Raw genomic sequence first — 18,767 nt, forward strand, 5'->3', positions numbered from 1 at the left:
CCCACAAATGGGCGGTATTTGTTACTGTTCACGCATACGTGCCCAGTAACGGAATTTGCCGTGGCTTCGCATTTAAATACGGCAAATTCCTGCTGCCACCACGTTTTCTACGGCACTTTCGGTTCCAAAAGTGCCTACCTGTGAGCAGTAACAAGGGTTTTGCGCTGTAGACAGGTACAGTGCAAAACCCTCTATTGTCTCGTCTGACTCTCTTTTGTCCGGAAAATATCTTAAATATCCCGGAACTTCATTTCCGCTACTCCTGCGGTCCCATGTACTCCGAATCACCAAAACCAAGAATCAGCATAAAAAGCGGATTCAGGAAAAATAAACCAATCGTAAATCCTATCCCGTGACCATAGGCACACGCCAGCTTATAGAGTGCCACCACATTCATGAGTGCTGTTCCCAGAAGCGCAAGCGAACCGATAACTCCCACGATTCCGCCGAAGGAATTTAAAATACCTCCGCCGACCGCCAGTCCCAGTGCCACCCAGAAATACTGCACATCCCATGTCAGCCGGTACTGTACATAGCCATTGTAAATTGGAATGATGGATTTCCATCCTTCTTCCCCGGCTTTTGTAAAAATCTTCCAGTATGCAATTACCTGCAGAATATAAAAGATAAACGCAAATAATGCATATGCCATAATAAACGCCACCAATCCCATATGCTTTCCTCCTTTCAGTTTTTACTGTCCGAAGAACGTATTCACGCCAGCCAGCAGTCCGTTCGCCAGCGTCTCAAGCGTCGCACCCGAATGATCGGACGCCTTATCTCCCAGCTCAATATCCACACTCGGAATCGTTGAATAGGAAGTCTGGGTCAAATCCATCTCCATGCTGCCTTTGGAATAAATCTTCACACCCGCGCTCTTTAAGCCGCTGATCAGCGACTCGCCCAGTTGGTTGTGCTGCTTCCAATGAGAGGCAACCGGCTCCATCGCACGGTAGGTTGCATTGCTTGGAACGCTCATGAAAAAGGCACCCTTGTTGCTGCTGGTTGAATCCCAGTGCAAGGCTATATGACAGTCCGCGTTGTTATTCGCAATGACCGTACGAGCTATATTATCCAGCTGTACATCATCTGATTCACGGATCATCAGTACATCATAGCCTGCATTCAGAAGTTTTGTCTTAAGCACCTTTGCCATAGCAAGTGTTACCTTGCTCTCTGCTGTTCCATCTGCAAAGGTCATACCGCTGGAAACTGCCACTGCTGAGGTAGCACCGGCTCCGGTTGTGCCGCCGGTTACTTTCGCACTTCCATCCGGATGACACTGGGTCTTGACGCTTCCGCCACCGTTTGTTCCATGTCCGGCATTGACACAGACCACTTTATTTTTCTTGTTGGAAGCAGTCGAGCGGTACAGGGTCGCAGTTCCGCTGTTGATCTTCGAATAATTTGCGTATTTATAATTAGAAGAAAGTGCGATCGCCGTGCCGCCGGATGTCTGCGCTCCCGCTGCTGTCTGGCTGGTTGTCTGGACAGCACCTGCGGATGCCGGTTTTTTGCTTGTCACATAGGCAGATGAAACGTAATACTTCTTTCCATTCAAAAGAATCATCGTCCACTGTCCGCTGGTTCCCACGCGCTCCAGCTTCTGACCGTAGGACAGATTGCCCGCGATATTATTGTCCTTGATCTGCGCGGATGTCCGGTAGCGCAGGGAAGACGTATTGACATACACCGAGTCGCCTGCCAGCGCGATCTGCGACATACCGGCTGTCATCAGCAGAGCCGCCGCCAGTCCCAGTGTGTGTGTTTTGAGCCGATTGTGTCTCTTCATCTATATAATCTCCTTCCAATGTCTCTATTTTTTTTAATAATTGTTTCTGTTTTGAAAGTCTAAAATCGTTAAATTTGTTCTTTAAATTTATACAATTTAATCACATTACTTTGGATTTTAAACATTTCCTTTATAAGTATAACGGATTTTCACCTTCGATTCAACCAATCCCGCGCTTCTATTTCTTACGGTTTTATGAAACAAAAAAAGACCGCCGCATCTCTGCGGCGATCTCCAAAAAACGATTCCGTTTTTCATTTTTAATTATTCTTCACTCAGCTCATCCTCGTTGAGTACAATCTTGTCTGCCTCGTCCAGTTCAGCCGGCTCGTTGAAGTCGTCCTCTGCCAGATCGATATCATCCTCTTCCTCAACATCAGTGTTCAGCTTGATGGAGCGGTAACGCTTCATACCGGTACCAGCCGGAATCAGCTTACCAATCAGAACGTTCTCCTTCAGACCAATCAGCTTATCTACCTTTCCGTTGATGGCAGCCTCGGTCAGAACCTTGGTTGTCTCCTGGAAGGATGCAGCGGATAAGAAGGAGTCGGTTGCCAGAGATGCCTTGGTGATACCCAGCATAACCTGACGTCCGATCGCCGGCTCTTTGCCCTCAGCTTCCAGCGCCTCGTTCATCTCGTTGAAATCGAGTACATCCATGGATACGCCCGGCAGTACGTCGGAATCTCCACTTTCCTCAATCTTAATCTTCTTTAACATCTGGTGTACGATCATCTCGATATGCTTATCGTTGATTTCTACACCCTGTAAGCGGTATACACGCTGTACTTCCTGGATCATGTAATCCTGTACGGCGCGGACGCCCTTGATCTTCAGAATATCGTGCGGGTTCACGCTACCTTCGGTCAGCTCGTCACCAGCCTCCAGAACCGCGCCGTCCTGAATCTTGATACGGGAGCCGTAAGGAATCAGGTAGGTCTTGGAATTGCCCGTCTCATTATCCGTGATAATGATCTCACGTTTCTTCTTGGTATCTTTGATGGTTGCCACACCGCCGAACTCAGCGATGATAGCAAGTCCCTTCGGCTTACGTGCCTCGAAAAGCTCCTCGACACGCGGAAGACCCTGTGTGATATCGCCACCGGCAACGCCGCCCGAGTGGAACGTACGCATGGTCAGCTGTGTACCAGGCTCACCGATGGACTGTGCCGCGATGATGCCGACTGCCTCACCGACCTGAACCGGCTGACCGGTTGCCATGTTGGCACCGTAGCACTTCGCACACACACCGATATGGGATTTACAGGTCAGGACGGTACGGATCTTGATGGAATCTCTGCCCTGTTTCTTCAATGCTGCCATAACAGCCGCTGCACGCTTCGGCGTACACATATGATTCTTCTCAATCACCACTTCACCTGTATCCGGGTCTGTGATTGTCTCAGCGATGAAACGTCCTGTGATACGCTCCTGCAATGTCTCGATGGTCTCCTGACCATCCATGAATGCCTTGATCTCCATATACGGAATCTCCGGCTTATCCCAGCAGCAGTCCTCCTCGCGGACGATCAGATCCTGGGATACGTCTACCAGACGTCTGGTCAGGTAACCAGAGTCGGCAGTACGCAGAGCCGTATCGGACATACCTTTTCGAGCTCCGTGTGCGGAGATGAAGTACTCCAGTACGTCCAGACCCTCACGGAAGTTGGACTTGATAGGAAGTTCAATCGTATGACCGGTCGTATCTGCCATCAGTCCTCGCATACCAGCAAGCTGTTTAATCTGCTTATCCGATCCTCGCGCACCGGAGTCAGCCATCATGAAGATGTTGTTATATTTGTCAAGTCCTGTCAGCAGGTCGTGAGTCAGCTGATCATCGGTTGCCTTCCAGGTCTCGATAACTTCTTTGTAACGCTCTTCCTCTGTGATAAGACCACGGCGGAAGTTCTTTGCGATATGGTCAACCGTTGCCTGCGCGTCAGCAATCAGCTTCGGCTTGCTTGCCGGTACGGTCATATCGGAAATCGATACGGTCATGGCTGCACGTGTAGAGAACTTGTAGCCAATCGCCTTGATATCATCCAGGGTGATCGCTGTCTGGGTTGCACCATGGACATTGATAACCTTCTCCAGAATCTGCTTTAACTGCTTCTTGCCTACGTGGAAGTCAACTTCCAGTTTCAGCTCGTTCTCTTTCTGGGAACGGTCTACGAAGCCCAGATCCTGCGGGATGATCTCGTTGAAGATGAAACGTCCAACGGTAGACTCGATGATACCAGTCTTCGTTGTGCCATCCGGCATCGTGCGGGTTACTCTTACTTTGACACGGGAATGCAGGGTAACAACCTTGTTCTCGTATGCAAGAATCGCCTCGTTGATGCTCTTGAATGCCATGCCCTCGCCCTTGGCGCCCGGACGTTCCTGGGTCAGATAGTAGATACCGAGTACCATATCCTGGGAAGGAACGGCTACCGGACCACCATCGGACGGTTTTAACAGGTTGTTCGGGGAAAGCAGCAGGAAACGGCACTCTGCCTGTGCCTCCACGGAAAGCGGAAGATGTACCGCCATCTGGTCGCCATCGAAATCGGCGTTGAACGCGGTACAAACAAGCGGATGCAGCTTGATTGCCTTACCTTCTACCAGAATCGGCTCGAATGCCTGGATACCCAGACGATGCAGTGTAGGAGCACGGTTTAACATAACCGGATGCTCTTTGATTACATCCTCGAGAACGTCCCAAACCTCCGGCTGAAGGCGCTCTACCATCTTCTTTGCATTTTTAATGTTATGAGCGGTTCCGTTGGAAACCAGCTCTTTCATAACGAACGGTTTAAACAGCTCGATCGCCATCTCTTTCGGCAGACCGCACTGGTAAATCTTTAACTCCGGTCCTACGACAATAACGGAACGTCCGGAATAGTCAACTCGCTTACCCAGAAGGTTCTGACGGAAACGTCCCTGTTTACCCTTTAACATATCAGAAAGGGACTTGAGGGCACGGTTGCCAGGACCGGTAACTGGACGGCCACGGCGGCCATTATCAATTAATGCGTCAACTGCCTCCTGAAGCATACGTTTCTCGTTGCGCACGATAATATCCGGTGCGCCGAGCTCCAGAAGTCTTGCAAGACGGTTGTTACGGTTGATAATACGACGATACAGATCGTTTAAGTCGGAAGTTGCGAAACGTCCGCCATCCAGCTGTACCATCGGACGGATATCCGGCGGGATAACCGGGACAACGGTCATGATCATCCACTCCGGTTTGTTGCCGGAATTTCTGAATGCCTCTACGACTTCCAGACGCTTGATGATACGGGCACGCTTCTGTCCGGTTGCATCCTGTAACTGGTTTCTCAGATCCTCAGAATCCTTCTCCAGGTCGATCGCCTTTAAAAGCTCCTGAATCGCCTCGGCACCCATGCCGACACGGAAAGAACCGTAACCGTATTTCTCGATCTCGTCACGGTACTCCTTCTCAGACAGAACCTGCTTCATCTGCAGTCCGGTCTGTCCCGGATCCAGCACGATATAGGAAGCGAAGTACAGAACCTTCTCCAGAGTTCTCGGAGAAATGTCCAGAATCAGACCCATGCGGCTCGGAATTCCCTTGAAATACCAGATGTGGGAAACCGGAGCTGCAAGCTCGATATGACCCATGCGCTCACGGCGGACGCTGGCTTTTGTAACCTCAACGCCGCAGCGGTCACAGATAACACCTTTATATCTGATTTTTTTATATTTACCACAGTGGCACTCCCAGTCCTTGCTCGGTCCAAAGATTCTCTCACAGAACAGGCCGTCTTTCTCCGGCTTTAATGTTCTGTAGTTGATGGTCTCCGGCTTTTTAACCTCGCCGTGAGACCACTCCAGAATCTTTTCAGGGGATGCCAAACCGATCTTGATTGCGTCAAATGTCAATGGTTGATATGTTTCATTTGTCTCTGGCATGAGCGGTACTCCCTCCTATCGATTATTCTTCGTCGTCAGATCCATTATCATCGGAAACGTCTGCATAGTCATCGTCTGTATAGCCGTCTGCCTCTGCTGTATACTCATCATGCTCTACATCGGTCAGCTCACCATCTTTAAATTCCTGCTCCTGGTAACCGTAGTTGCCGAAGGACTCATTCTGAGAGTAACGCTTGCTGTCACCCTCGATGACGGAACGAAGATCGGTATCGCCTTCGTCGATGTTCTCCTTGAGCTCGATCTCGGAACCGTCTTCTGCCAGAACTCTGACATCCAGACCCAGGGACTGAAGCTCTTTTAAGAGTACCTTGAAGGACTCCGGAATACCCGGCTCCGGAATATTCTCGCCCTTGATGATTGCCTCGTATGTCTTCACACGACCTACCACATCATCGGACTTCACGGTCAGGATCTCCTGCAGCGTGTAGGATGCGCCATACGCCTCCAGAGCCCAAACCTCCATCTCTCCGAAACGCTGGCCACCGAACTGAGCTTTACCACCCAGCGGCTGCTGTGTAACGAGGGAGTAAGGACCTGTGGAACGTGCATGAATCTTATCATCAACCAGATGATGCAGTTTCAGGTAATGCATGTGTCCGATTGTAACCGGGCTGTCGAAGTATTCGCCGGTACGTCCATCTCTCAGGCGGACTTTACCGTCGCGTCCGATCGGAACGCCCTTCCAGAGTTTTCTGTGCTCCAGATGGGTACCCAGATACTCCATAACTTCCGGATCTACAATATCTTTATATTTTGCTTCGAACTCTTCCCAGGAGGTGTTGACATAGTCATTTGCCATCTCCAGAGTGTTCTGAATATCTTTCTCGTCTGCACCGTCGAAAATCGGGGTGGATACATCAAAACCAAGTGCTTTGGCAGCAAGGCTTAAATGAATCTCCAGGACCTGTCCGATATTCATACGGGACGGTACGCCCAGTGGGTTCAGTACGATGTCGAGCGGACGGCCATTCGGAAGGAACGGCATATCCTCAACCGGAAGTACACGGGAAACGACACCCTTGTTACCATGACGACCAGCCATCTTATCGCCGACGGAAATCTTTCTCTTCTGTGCAATGTAGATACGAACGGTCTTATTTACACCCGGAGCCAGCTCGTCGCCGTTCTCTCTTGTAAATACCTTCGCATCAATGATGATACCGTATGCACCATGCGGTACTTTCAGGGAGGTATCACGAACCTCTCTTGCCTTCTCACCAAAGATCGCACGTAACAGGCGCTCTTCTGCGGTCAGCTCGGTCTCTCCCTTCGGAGTAACCTTACCTACCAGGATATCACCGGCACGAACCTCTGCACCGATGCGGATGATACCGCGCTCGTCCAGATCTTTCAGTGCATCCTCGCCGACACCCGGAACATCTCTTGTGATCTCTTCCGGTCCCAGCTTGGTATCACGTGCTTCTGCCTCGTATTCCTCGATATGGACGGAGGTATATACATCCTCCTGAACCAGACGCTCAGACAGAAGAACGGCATCCTCGTAGTTGTAGCCTTCCCAAGTCATGAAGCCGATCAGCGGGTTTTTGCCCAGACCGATCTCACCGTTGCAGGTGGACGGACCATCTGCGATAACCTCGCCAGCTTCGACATGGTCATTCTTGTATACAATCGGTTTCTGATTGTAGCAGTTGGACTGGTTACTTCTCTTGAATTTTGTCAGATGGTATACATCGCGGTTTCCATCGGAATCTCTCTTGATGATGATCTCGTTGGAAGCGGAGCGCTCAACCACACCGGCATTCTTTGCAACGACACACACACCGGAGTCAACAGCTGCCTTCGCGGAAATACCGGTATCGACAACGGCTCTCTCGGTGGTCAGAAGCGGTACCGCCTGACGCTGCATGTTCGATCCCATCAGAGCACGGTTCGCATCGTCGTTCTGCAGGAACGGAATCATGGAAGTAGCTACGGAGAATACCATCTTCGGGGATACGTCCATCAGGTCGATTTTCTTCTTCTGGAACTCGGAGGTCTCCTCACGGAAACGACCAGATACGTTATTGTGGACGAAGTGTCCTTCTTCGTCTAACTGCTCGTTTGCCTGTGCAACAACGAAGTTATCTTCCTCGTCTGCTGTCAGGTATACACCTTATCCGTAACAACCGGGTTGGACGGATCGGTTTTATCTACTACACGGTACGGAGCTTCGATGAAACCGTACTCATTGACACGTGCGTAAGATGCCAGGGAGTTGATCAGACCGATGTTCGGTCCCTCAGGTGTCTCGATCGGGCACATACGGCCATAGTGTGTGTAGTGTACATCTCGTACCTCGAATCCGGCACGGTCCCTTGACAGACCGCCAGGACCCAGGGCGGAAAGACGTCTCTTATGGGTCAGCTCGGACAGCGGGTTGTTCTGATCCATGAACTGGGACAGCTGGGAACTTCCGAAGAACTCCTTGACTGCTGCTGTAACCGGCTTGATATTGATCAGGGACTGGGCAGAAACACCTTCCATGTCCTGTGTTGTCATACGCTCACGTACCACACGCTCCATACGGGACAGACCGATACGGTACTGGTTCTGAAGCAGCTCGCCGACCGCACGGATACGACGGTTGCCCAGATGGTCGATATCATCTGGATTGCCGATGCCGCCTTCCAGATGCATGTTGTAGTTGATGGAAGCGATGATATCTTCCTTCGTAATATGCTTCGGAATCAGGTCATGGATATCTCTGCGGATAATCTCTTTTAACTCCTCATCAGAAGCGCCGGCATTTTCTTCCAGAATACCCTGGAGAACCGGATAGAATACTAACTCTGTGACGCCTACTTCTTCCGGATCGAAATTCACATAAGCGCCCAGATCTACCATCATGTTAGAAAGAACCTTGTGATTCTTCTTCTCACCCTGAATCCATACAAACGGAACGCCTGCGTTCTGGATGTCAGTAGCAAGTTCCTTGGTAACCTTTGTTCCCTGCTCCGCCAGAATCTCTCCGGTAGTTGTATCAACCACATCCTCAGCCAGAACGTGACCTACGATACGGTTCTTAAAGTGAAGCTTTTTATTGAATTTATAACGACCTACCTTTGCCAGATCGTAGCGGCGCGGATCGAAGAACATGCTGTTTAACAGGCTCTCTGCGCTGTCTACGGAAAGCGGCTCACCCGGACGAATCTTCTTATATAATTCCAGAAGACCATCCTGGTAGTTGTTGGACGGATCCTTCTCGAAGCTCTTCTCCAGTTTCAGCTCATCGCCGAACAGGTCAATGATCTCGGCGTTAGTACCGTAACCAAGAGCACGGATCAGAACAGTAACAGGAACTTTTCTGGTCCGGTCTACACGCACGTAGAAAATGTCGTTGGAATCTGTCTCATACTCCAGCCAGGCACCCCGGTTCGGGATAACGGTGCAGCTGTATAACTCTGTACCGATCTTATCGTGCGCGATTCCATAATAAATACCAGGGGAACGAACAAGCTGGCTGACGATAACTCGCTCCGCTCCGTTGATAACGAAGGAGCCGGTGTCGGTCATAAGTGGAAGATCACCCATGAAAATCTCATGTTCATTGATCTCATCTTTATCTTTATTGCAAAGTCTTACCTTTACCTTCAGAGGAGCTGCATAGGTCGCATCGCGCTCTTTGCACTCTTCGATCGTATATTTGATATCGTTTTTACACAGTGTAAAATCCACAAATTCCAGACTCAAGTGACCTGCGAAATCCGTGATCGGGGAGATATCAGCAAACACTTCTTTCAGTCCCTCATCCAGGAACCACTGATACGAGTTTTTCTGAATCTCAATCAAATTCGGCATTTCCAGAACTTCTTTTTGTCTTGAGAAGGTCATCCTTACACCTTTACCGGTTTTTACCGGACGCATCCTGCTTTTCTCCATTCGATGTTTCACCCCTGTTTTCTTTCTATCTCTATGGTTTGCATTTTTCCATCTCCGAACCAGCCTTGTTTCATGCCGCCGGAGCTGCACTGTCATTTGGGCATACGAATACCCGGAAAACACAGTTTTCCACAATAGTGCATTCTCCATCTTAGCATGGGATTTGATGGGTGTCAAGTGGTTTTTTTGATAGATTTGGAATAAATTTGGAATGATTATGAAAAAGTTTTCTCAAGAAACGCCAGAATCCGGACAGACAACAGACGCCGCTCCCCAGATGATAGCGGCGTCCGATTTTTTATAGAAATTTTATGCAAATAAATTCGGTAAAAATGTAACGGTCTGTGGAATATAGGTAATTACCAAAAGGACAATCAGGAGGACTGCTAACATAGGGAGCAAATCCCGCATCTGCTCTTTCAGGCTTACCTTGGCAATCGATCCCGATACAAACAGGCACACGCCCAGCGGAGGCGTACACATACCAATTGTCAGGTTGACTGCCATGACCAGACCAAAATGGATCAGGTCAATTCCCATTGCCTTAACAAGCGGCAGGAAGAGTGGGGTAAAGATAACCAGCGCGCTTGTCGTATCGATAAAGGTGCCTGCAATTAACAGAATCACATTGATGATCATCAACAATACATATTTGTTGCTGACCGTGCTGGACAGCAGGGCACTGACGGTCTGCGGAACCTGTGCAACCGTGATAACCCAGGTAAACAGGCTCGCACAGGACACAACGATTAAAACCTGTCCCGTTGATTTTGCACAGTCCACAAAGAGGTCAAACATCTTGGACGGCTTTAACTCCCGGTAAACAAAACCGCCGATGATAATCGCATATGCACACGCGATAGCGCCGGACTCGGTTGCCGTAAAAATACCAGATAAGATACCTCCAATGATGATAATCGGCATAATCAGGGCGAGAAGGGCATCTTTTCCGGTACGGATTCTCTCCTCACGGCTCGCCTTTTTCTCACGTCCTACATAATGTCTCTTTTTTCCTACATAATAACTGTAAATCATCAGTCCGAGTCCCATGATAATGCCCGGGATAAATCCACCGATAAACAATTTACCAACGCTCACACCTGCCATAGTTCCGTACAGCAGAAGTGGAATACTCGGAGGAATGATCGGTCCAATCGAACCGCCGCAGGCGATTAACGGAGCCGAAAACGTATCTTCATAGTTTTTCTCACGCATGATCGGAATCATAATGCCGCCGATCGCTGCGGTTGCCGCGATCGCAGAACCTGTGATCGCCGCAAAGAACATACACGCCAGAATACTTACCAGCGCCAGACCACTTGGAAAATGTCCGATCAGCGCATCGGCAAAATCGACGATTCTTCTGGAAATACCGCCCTGAACCATCAGACCTCCGGCAAGGATAAACAGCGGAATCGCAATCAGCGCCGTGCTGTCAGCACCGGTGAACATTCTCTGGATAACAACAATTAACGGGGTTCCTCCCTGGATAATTCCAGCCACCGATACCATTCCGAGTGAAAAGCAGATCGGAATTCCTATTAAAAACAAGACAAATAATAAGACAATATAAATCATACCTTTCCCTCCTAATCATTCTTTTTCAGCTGCTCTGCCATATTCTTAATCATATAGAACAGCATAATCGCTCCGGCACTTGGAATACTTGCATAGTAAACACTCATTGGAATCGGCAGATAGGAAGTCGTCTGCGTCCATCCAAACGCACAGAATTTAATTCCAAATACAATCATAAAAATGAAGAAGAGAGACAATACCAGGTCAATTCCCAGTTCCACCACCTTGCGGATTTTAACTGGAAACGACATCAGCAGAACATCCACGTTAGATGTTCCTTTTCCCGCACACACCACGCAGCGCCCCAGAATACCAGATAGGTAAATGCCAGACGCAGGATATCCGTACTCCACGGAAGCGGAGATTTTAAAACAAAGCGGCATAAAACCTGTAAAAAGGTAATGACAAATACCACAATCGCGCTGATTCCCATGACAGCTTTTGTAATCTTATCGACCAGACCAGACATTTCCCATCCCCCTATTCTTTCCCATGCGTATTTCTATACTCTTCAACCGCCTGTTTTACCTTTTCCGTCAATTCCGGCGGAACCAGTGCCGTTACAGCCGGTTCCTGATACAGGCTGGCCGTTGCATCCTGGAAGGACTGTAAATCTGGATCCTTGCATACCTTTACGCCGTTCGCTTCAATCGACGCAAGCATCTCTTCTTCCATGTCCGTTACTTCCTGACGCTGTGTATCTTTTGCGTATTCAGCCGCCTCATCGATCCAAGCGCGATCTTCATCGGTCAGTTTATTATAAAAGTCAAGGTTCATGATCATGCTTTCCGGCGCATATGTGTGACCATCCAGAACCATATATTTCTGCACTTCATCAAACGCAGAACTGGAAATAGACGCGATCGGGTTTTCCTGACCATCTACGGTTCCCTGCTGAAGAGCAGTATAAAGCTCGTTAAATGCGATCGGCGTCGCAATAAATCCAAGGTGATCGGCCAATGAGAACCAGATCGGCGACTCCTGTACACGGATCGATAATCCCTTCATGTCGGATGCCTTGGTCACTTCTTTTTTATTATTCGTAAAATGACGGAAGCCTAACTCACAGAAACCCAGGTGTTTAAAGCCCTGTGCCTCAAACTTCGGTTCCAGTTCTTTCTGCAGCGTATTATCCAGGACATAGTATGCTTCCTGCTTATCTGCAAAGAGATACGGGATTGCCAGAACCTGCGTCTCCGGCACGAAGCTTGGAAGCGCGCCATCCGTTGTTACAATCGCAAGCTCTATCGAACCAATCTTGACGCCTTCCGCCATTTCGCGCTCACCGCCCAGCTGCGCGCTCGGGTAAATCGTCACTTCGAACCGATCACCTGCCAGTTCCTCCAGCTTTTCCTGAAATGCCGCTGCCGCCATCGTTGACTGGTGCTTCTCATTTCCAACTGTCGCTATTTTCAACTTGATATGTCCGCTGTCTGATGTACTGCCGCAGCCGGTCAACACCGTTGCTCCCAAGACAAGTGCCGCGAACGTCCCTGCCCAACCTTTTTTCATTACCGTTCCTCCTCGCTGATGACATCCACTTCATACTCCGACGATAACTTCCGGTTCAACTTTTTATCTTCCATCTCATAGCGGAATTTACTGCCGAAACGGAATCCATTCTTGACCGGCACCGTTCCGGAAAAGATCACACAATTATCAATTCCGCCAACCCGCTCGTCCAGTTCTTTTAAGATGGTCTCCACTGGGAGAATATCTGCCAACGTTCCCTCCTGATATAAAACTTCCATTCCGTCCAATGTCTGCCAGGAATGAAGCTCTATCTCATCCCAGTGATCCTTGACATCCTCGTACTCCCAAACGGTATCGCAAATCGGCTTCGCACAAATCTGTTTCGCTTTAGGAACACTGGCTGCCTCAAGCTCCCGGTCTGTGTGGTCGCTTCCCAATCCGATGTAAATCGTCTTATCTTTAATGACAATCACATACTCGACTTCTCCACAGGTCTTTTCGCCCACAAACGCCAGTTTCTTTTCCTGTGTTAAAACGTAATTGCCACACTGGAAAATGGTCGGTATTTTCTTCGGTGCCGGAACGCCTAATTCCCGTTCCAGTTCTTTGATATGCTCCATCGTCTTTTCAATGTTTCTGCCTGCATATCCAATGGCAAACACCCTCTCATAATTCAGCTCCAGCGGCTTTTCTCCGTTCTTTCCCTGAACCGTAAAACACATTGTATCCATCCTGTTTCCTCCTTATTCCATTCCCTCTTTTATATCTTATATACTTCCGGCAGCCGATCCCGATAAACATTGATCGAATCTCTGACCCCATCGACTGCTCCAATCTCCATATCTGCCATCAGTATCTGTTCCGCTTCTCCGCCCAGCACCAAGCACTCTCCCATCGGTCCATAGACGGCAGAATGTCCGCCGCACTTTGTATTTCCAGCCGTTCCGACCGAATTAGTACAGCATAAAAAGCTCTGACTTTCAATTGCCCTCGCCCTGTTCAAGGTATCCCAGTGAAGAAGTCTCGTATCCGGCCACTGTGCTACCACAAACTGGACTTTTGAACCCGCAAGCATCTCGGAACGAATCAGTTCCGGGAACCGGATATCATAACAAATTACCAGACTGCACGGGATTCCATCCAATTCAAAATTGCAGATGTTTTTTCCATGTTCAAAATACTCATGTTCGCCGGACGGGCTGAACAGATGCACCTTGTCATATTCCATCACCACTTCGCCGTCCCGGTTAAAGACAGCGGCTGTATTATAAATCTTCTCATCCCGGCAATTTGCCACGGAACCGGCAATTATATTGACACGGTATTCTTTCGCCAATCTGGAAAACAGCTTTTTGGTCTGTTCCAGATCTACATCCGATGCCTCTTTCAGATTTTCTCTCGGAAAAAATCCGGTGTTCCATGTCTCCGGAAGTGTAATCACATCCGGTTTCAGCTCTGCAGCCACCCGGACCAGCTTTTCTGCTTTCTCAAAATTCGCCTCCGGCTTTCCCAACTGCATATCCATCTGAATCATCGCAACTCTCATACCTAACCTCCAATTTTTTGCGATATTTGGTATTCGGTATTTGGTATACCATTTATTAGAATAATAACACCCTCCTCTTTTATCGTCAATTTACTCTTTTCACAAAAACCGCTGTCCTTTTTTGGATGATCTTCCAATTTTATCTGGCATTCCGTTCCATTGCATGATTCTGGTTGATATTTTTCTCTGTCTCCTCCATATGGATTTTCATCGCCTGAACTGCCGCTTCCACATTTTTCTGTTTCAATGCATCTAAAATTCCCTGGTGTTCATCGATCGTTGTCTGGCGCCGTTTATCCGTCCCCATTACCGCCTGCATTCCCATAAAACGGAACATGTCATAGTAATTGCTCAGCAATTTTAAAAGCTCCCTGTTCTGGCTCATCTGATAGATATAGGTATGAAACTCTCGATCCAGCTGAATAAATCTCGTTATATCATAATGTTCCAGGACTTCCTTCTGTTTCTCCTGAATCTCTTCCAGACATTTCAGATCATTCTCTGTGATATTTTTCGCAGCGTCCTCGATCGCAGATAACTCCAGCGCGCTTCTGACACGGGTCAGCTCCCACATATAATGCGGGTCAAACTCCCGTACCACCGTTCCCTTATAGGTTTCCATCTGAAGCCAGCCATCTCTGGCGAGCATCTGCATCCCCTCACGAATCGGTGTACGGCTGATTCCAAGTTCTTCTGACAGTTTTCTCTCATTCATCACAGATCCCGGCGGATAAATCCCCGTCATGATCCCCTTTTTTATCTCATTATATACCTGGTATTTATACCCCAGCTGTTTTTCTACCATGATTGCCCTCACATCTATTTATTTGAATCTAATTAGAATTCATCATCCCACATGTATCAACTATCATATGCATATCACACGGTCACTCTGATTGTCAAGCTATTTACCAGTTTTCCGATGGTGCCAGCACTTACAGATTCAGCTTTTTCTTGCCATTTCCCCACTCCAATGCTATAATACATAGTAATTGCGCGGTTATTTTCGTGTTCCATGCGAAATGGGATTGGATTTTCGTCCCGCCGCTATCTACAACGGAGGTATATATATGTCATTTTGGAATGTACTGCTAGTTATTATCGTCATTCTGGCTATCCTTCTTGTCGTACTGTATATTCTGGGTTCCCGGATGCAGAAACGTCAGGCAGAGCAGCAGACTATGATCGACGCTTCGAAACAGACTGTTTCGATTCTGGCGATTGACAAAAAGAAACTGAAAATCGGAGATTCCGGTCTCCCGAAGATGGTTATTGACCAGACTCCATGGTATATGAAGTGGGCGAAGCTCCCGATCGTAAAGGCTAAGATCGGACCGAAGGTTGTGACCATGATCGCGGATGAGAAGGTATTCCTTCAGTTACCGCTCCGCACCGAGGCAAAGGTTGTCATCAGCGGTCTTTATATCACAGAGATCAAGAGCGTGCGCGGAGGCATCCCGCCGCTGCCGAAGAAGAAAAAATTCTTTGACCGTTTCAAGAAAAATACAGAAGAGGCAGCAAAGAAAGAAGCTTCCAAGTCCAAGAAAAATAAATAATGGATCTTAAAATCCCGGAAATGTAACTGATTGCACGTTTCCGGGATTTTTGATTCATCGATTTTATTTCTTTGTTCTTATATGCCTTTATTCTTATACATCCGCTCAACAAACCAGCCACACAGACATTGAGATAAATGCTGTGTGGCTGGTCTATTTCTATATTCTTTTATATTTACTGCTCTTTCAGGTTCAATTTCGCCGTCGCCTTCGATTTCACATCAATTTCAATATGGCTTTGGCTGGTCTGCTCATAGTTGAGTTCCAGCGTATAATCAATCTGGATTTTCAGATGATCCGGACCTTCATTGATCTTGATGCGGTCGGTCGTGACGCCCACGATCATCTGACCGTATGGAGTCACATAACAGCTGACATTCGGACGATTCTCCTGAAAAATCATATGCGCCCGCGCATCGCCTCCCTTGATCATATCGACGCTGTCCGCATTGGCTTTGATGGTATTGCGGATACTTCCTTCCTCACCCTCCAGGATCTCATCATAGATGATATAATGCTTGCCATTTTTGAAATAATAGCTGCCTGCCGTGATAACCTCCAGGTTATTCGTCTCCCCGTCCGCAATATGGGCACCGCGCACGGATACAAGCACATCTTTCGTCATATTTTAATACTCCTCAATGTTAATCTGTTTCGTGTCTTTTACCTCTTTTGGCAGAATCGCCTTGGCAAAACGCGTAAAATTCTCCGCCCGGTCGCTGACAAAGAACTGATACTGGTCAAGAATCGGCTCCCCGGCAGCAGCGCGGCGGCTGTTTTCCTCCGAAAAACGTTCCAGATCCTCCGAACTGCGTGTCAGATCCATGTCCCGCAGCAGAGTTTTAAGTTCAACCGCCGTCTCATATGCCGGATTTACCAAAGTCACCTCGTCACCCATCAGCCGATGCAGCGTCGAACGCAGCAGCGGATAATGCGTACATCCCATAACCAGCGTATCAATGTATTTTTCTTTCAGCGAAGAAAGATACCGGGAGGCAATCTCATCTGTTACCGAATCATGGAAGAGTCCTTCCTCCACCAGCGGCACAAAGAGCGGACACGGTTTTCCAATGACCTCAATATCCGGGCGCAGCTTCTGCATTTCTCTGGTATAAATACCGCTACGGATGGTCGCCTCGGTTCCAATCACGCCAATCTTTCCATTATGGGTTGCCTCGGCAGCCGTGCGCGCGCCCGCGTAGATAACCCCGATGATCGGGATATCCAATTCCTGTTTGACCGTCTCCAGTGCACACGCCGAGGCCGTGTTGCAGGCAATCACGATCGCCTTGACTCCCTGTGTTTTCAGAAAACGGATGATCTGGCGGGAATAGCGCAGTACCGTCTCCTGCGATTTGCTTCCATATGGAACGCGCGCCGTATCTCCAAAGTATACGATGCGCTCCTGCGGCATCTGACGCATGATCTCACGGGCTACCGTCAGACCGCCGATGCCTGAATCAAAAACTCCGATCGGGGCATTTCTATCCATGTTTACCTTCCTTTCGGCAAAATTCTTATTGTCATGCTTCCATTTTTTCCCGGGCATCTGTGTATATCGAATCACAAAACGTCCAAAAGCAGATTCATTCACACTGTTTCAGGATTCTGAAACAGTTTTATTTATTTCTAGGCTTCGTAGCGTTTCAGTCCGTGTTCAATCAGCTTTGTCACCATCTCCGGCTTCGGGATTCCGGCCGCCTCAAAGAGCATCGGGTACATACTGATCGCGGTAAAGCCCGGCATGGTATTGATCTCATTGAAGATAACCTCGCCGTCCTTCGTCACAAAGAAATCGACACGCGACAGACCATAGCCATCTACCGCCTTGAAAATACGTCTCGCCGCCTGACGCACACGCTCGGTCGCATCGCCCGGAAGCTCTGGATTTACCACGGTTCTGGACTCTGCGTTGTAATATTTCGCATCAAAATCATAGAAATCGGCTGCTGCCAGAATCTCGCCAACACCGGAAGCGATGACCGGTTCTGTGCCATTTCCAAAGACCGCACATTCGATCTCACGGCCGACAATCGTCTCCTCAACCAGAATCTTGCGGTCATGGTGCGCCGCCTCCTTTAAGCCTGCAATCAGCTCTTCGCGATCCGACGCCTTGCTGACACCTCTGGAAGAACCTGCATTGGACGGCTTGATAAATACCGGATATGAGAACCGGTTCTCGATGCGTGCCACAACCTCATCCATCTTTTCAAGTTCTTTGCGGATGACCAGCTCATATGCCGCCTGGCGCACGCCTGTGTGGTCAACAATCTGTTTTGTATACACTTTATCCATCGAAACGCTGGACGCCAGCACACCGCATCCGACATACGGGATTTTTGCCAGCTCAAAGATGCCCTGAATGGTGCCGTCCTCGCCCCAGAGTCCATGCAGAACCGGGAATACCACATCAATGCGGATCATCTCCGCCTTACCATCTTTCAGGACGATCACGGATTTCTCCGTTGCATCCGGGGAAAGGATCGCGGTCGTCGTGTTCTTTCTCCAGCTCTCATCCTCGATCTGCTCGACCGAGTCAACCAGCAGCCATTTTCCCTCTTCGGTAATGCCGATCAGGGTTACATCATAGCGCTCTGTATCTATATTTTTAATGACATTGATTGCCGACATACATGAAACAATATGTTCCGAAGACTGTCCGCCAAATACCACAAGTACACTCTTTTTCATAATATCCGCCTTTCTGCCGGGTGTGGGAAGCTTCACCACACGCCGGAATGCTATTCCAAAATATAGTTTAGATTATACCATAACTGTCAATACTTGCGACAAGAAGATTCGATTTCGTTGTTACTGTTCACGCATACGTGCCCAGTAACGGAATTTGCCGTGGCTTCGCATTTAAATACGGCAAATTCCTGCTGCCACCACGTTTTCTACGGCACTTTCGGTTCCAAAAGTGCCTACCTGTGAACAGTAACATTTCATTCAGTAAAAGGAGAGCCATTATGATAAATCAAATGATTTCGTTCCATCCTGAAAATTG

14 protein-coding genes and 1 pseudogene are annotated in these 18,767 nt (G+C 48.6%); 1 reads left to right on the forward strand and 14 read right to left on the reverse strand.

The annotated features are described in order from the left end of the window. Positions 1-256: 256 nt before the first annotated feature. The 11 genes and pseudogenes from DWX76_RS12865 to DWX76_RS12910 form a co-directional block, all read right to left on the reverse strand. Entirely contained in the window at positions 257-673 is a 417-nt protein-coding gene (locus DWX76_RS12865; protein WP_022358471.1) for a DUF5684 domain-containing protein, read from the reverse strand. Positions 674-694: 21 nt separating this feature from the next. Further along, positions 695-1,792 carry an N-acetylmuramoyl-L-alanine amidase gene (locus tag DWX76_RS12870; protein WP_118570823.1) on the reverse strand — a complete coding sequence of 366 codons (1,098 nt, stop codon included), beginning with the start codon at positions 1,790-1,792 and terminating at the stop codon, positions 695-697. Positions 1,793-2,056: 264 nt separating this feature from the next. Beyond that, positions 2,057-5,707 carry a DNA-directed RNA polymerase subunit beta' gene (gene rpoC / locus DWX76_RS12875; RefSeq protein WP_107000676.1) on the reverse strand — a complete coding sequence of 1,217 codons (3,651 nt, stop codon included), beginning with the start codon at positions 5,705-5,707 and terminating at the stop codon, positions 2,057-2,059. A gap of 22 nt (positions 5,708-5,729) precedes the next feature. Beyond that, positions 5,730-9,607, reverse strand: a pseudogene (locus DWX76_RS12880) (DNA-directed RNA polymerase subunit beta). Positions 9,608-9,916: 309 nt separating this feature from the next. Beyond that, positions 9,917-11,185: a TRAP transporter large permease gene (locus tag DWX76_RS12885; protein WP_118570824.1), complete on the reverse strand. Its 1,269-nt coding sequence runs from the start codon at positions 11,183-11,185 to the stop codon at positions 9,917-9,919. Between the two features lie 11 nt (positions 11,186-11,196). Continuing rightward, positions 11,197-11,436 carry a TRAP transporter small permease subunit gene (locus DWX76_RS14635; RefSeq protein WP_243022582.1) on the reverse strand — a complete coding sequence of 80 codons (240 nt, stop codon included), beginning with the start codon at positions 11,434-11,436 and terminating at the stop codon, positions 11,197-11,199. Continuing rightward, entirely contained in the window at positions 11,436-11,654 is a 219-nt protein-coding gene (locus DWX76_RS14640) for a TRAP transporter small permease subunit (RefSeq protein WP_243022583.1), read from the reverse strand. Before DWX76_RS14640 ends, DWX76_RS14635 begins: the two co-directional genes overlap by 1 nt. Positions 11,655-11,665: 11 nt before the next feature. Further along, on the reverse strand, positions 11,666-12,697 hold the full coding sequence (gene dctP, locus DWX76_RS12895; RefSeq protein ID WP_118570825.1) for a TRAP transporter substrate-binding protein DctP: 1,032 nt from the start codon (positions 12,695-12,697) through the stop codon (positions 11,666-11,668). After that, complete coding sequence (locus DWX76_RS12900) at positions 12,697-13,389, reverse strand: DUF2848 family protein (protein ID WP_118523692.1); 693 nt, start codon at positions 13,387-13,389, stop codon at positions 12,697-12,699. Before DWX76_RS12900 ends, dctP begins: the two co-directional genes overlap by 1 nt. Positions 13,390-13,418: 29 nt before the next feature. Beyond that, complete coding sequence (locus tag DWX76_RS12905; protein ID WP_118482413.1) at positions 13,419-14,204, reverse strand: carbon-nitrogen family hydrolase; 786 nt, start codon at positions 14,202-14,204, stop codon at positions 13,419-13,421. Between the two features lie 139 nt (positions 14,205-14,343). Continuing rightward, positions 14,344-15,009: a GntR family transcriptional regulator gene (locus tag DWX76_RS12910; RefSeq protein ID WP_118482412.1), complete on the reverse strand. Its 666-nt coding sequence runs from the start codon at positions 15,007-15,009 to the stop codon at positions 14,344-14,346. 265 nt (positions 15,010-15,274) lie between these two features. Here DWX76_RS12910 and DWX76_RS12915 point away from each other — a divergent pair, with 265 nt between their 5' ends. Then, positions 15,275-15,760, forward strand: a complete 486-nt coding sequence (locus DWX76_RS12915; RefSeq protein ID WP_022360091.1) for a hypothetical protein — start codon at positions 15,275-15,277, stop codon at positions 15,758-15,760. Positions 15,761-15,935: 175 nt separating this feature from the next. Here the strand turns inward: DWX76_RS12915 and DWX76_RS12920 are convergent, their stop codons facing one another. The 3 genes from DWX76_RS12920 to DWX76_RS12930 all read right to left on the reverse strand — a co-directional run bounded on the left by DWX76_RS12920 (position 15,936) and on the right by DWX76_RS12930 (position 18,451). Next, positions 15,936-16,385, reverse strand: coding sequence for a DUF1934 domain-containing protein (locus tag DWX76_RS12920; RefSeq protein ID WP_022360090.1), 450 nt, complete (start codon positions 16,383-16,385; stop codon positions 15,936-15,938). A 3-nt stretch (positions 16,386-16,388) separates the two neighbouring features. Then, on the reverse strand, positions 16,389-17,252 hold the full coding sequence (gene murI / locus DWX76_RS12925; RefSeq protein WP_117796281.1) for a glutamate racemase: 864 nt from the start codon (positions 17,250-17,252) through the stop codon (positions 16,389-16,391). 137 nt (positions 17,253-17,389) lie between these two features. Then, a complete protein-coding gene (locus DWX76_RS12930; protein ID WP_181357193.1) occupies positions 17,390-18,451 on the reverse strand; it encodes a D-alanine--D-alanine ligase family protein in 1,062 nt (353 codons plus the stop codon). Positions 18,452-18,767: the final 316 nt, after the last annotated feature.

Source organism: Clostridium sp. AF21-20LB (genome assembly GCF_003478795.1).
Lineage (GTDB): Bacteria > Bacillota > Clostridia > Lachnospirales > Lachnospiraceae > Otoolea > Otoolea fessa.

What these genes read in the sequence shown, in the direction of transcription:
- DWX76_RS14640 (WP_243022583.1), bottom strand. Translation starts at nt 11,654, where the DNA reads ATGTCTGGTCTGGTCGATAAGATTACAAAAGCTGTCATGGGAATCAGC.
- DWX76_RS12865 (WP_022358471.1), bottom strand. Translation starts at nt 673, where the DNA reads ATGGGATTGGTGGCGTTTATTATGGCATATGCATTATTTGCGTTTATC.
- DWX76_RS14635 (WP_243022582.1), bottom strand. Translation starts at nt 11,436, where the DNA reads ATGTCGTTTCCAGTTAAAATCCGCAAGGTGGTGGAACTGGGAATTGAC.
- murI (WP_117796281.1), bottom strand. Translation starts at nt 17,252, where the DNA reads ATGGATAGAAATGCCCCGATCGGAGTTTTTGATTCAGGCATCGGCGGT.
- dctP (WP_118570825.1), bottom strand. Translation starts at nt 12,697, where the DNA reads ATGAAAAAAGGTTGGGCAGGGACGTTCGCGGCACTTGTCTTGGGAGCA.
- DWX76_RS12870 (WP_118570823.1), bottom strand. Translation starts at nt 1,792, where the DNA reads ATGAAGAGACACAATCGGCTCAAAACACACACACTGGGACTGGCGGCG.
- DWX76_RS12885 (WP_118570824.1), bottom strand. Translation starts at nt 11,185, where the DNA reads ATGATTTATATTGTCTTATTATTTGTCTTGTTTTTAATAGGAATTCCG.
- DWX76_RS12910 (WP_118482412.1), bottom strand. Translation starts at nt 15,009, where the DNA reads ATGGTAGAAAAACAGCTGGGGTATAAATACCAGGTATATAATGAGATA.
- DWX76_RS12905 (WP_118482413.1), bottom strand. Translation starts at nt 14,204, where the DNA reads ATGAGAGTTGCGATGATTCAGATGGATATGCAGTTGGGAAAGCCGGAG.
- DWX76_RS12915 (WP_022360091.1), top strand. Translation starts at nt 15,275, where the DNA reads ATGTCATTTTGGAATGTACTGCTAGTTATTATCGTCATTCTGGCTATC.
- DWX76_RS12930 (WP_181357193.1), bottom strand. Translation starts at nt 18,451, where the DNA reads ATGAAAAAGAGTGTACTTGTGGTATTTGGCGGACAGTCTTCGGAACAT.
- DWX76_RS12900 (WP_118523692.1), bottom strand. Translation starts at nt 13,389, where the DNA reads ATGGATACAATGTGTTTTACGGTTCAGGGAAAGAACGGAGAAAAGCCG.
- rpoC (WP_107000676.1), bottom strand. Translation starts at nt 5,707, where the DNA reads ATGCCAGAGACAAATGAAACATATCAACCATTGACATTTGACGCAATC.
- DWX76_RS12920 (WP_022360090.1), bottom strand. Translation starts at nt 16,385, where the DNA reads ATGACGAAAGATGTGCTTGTATCCGTGCGCGGTGCCCATATTGCGGAC.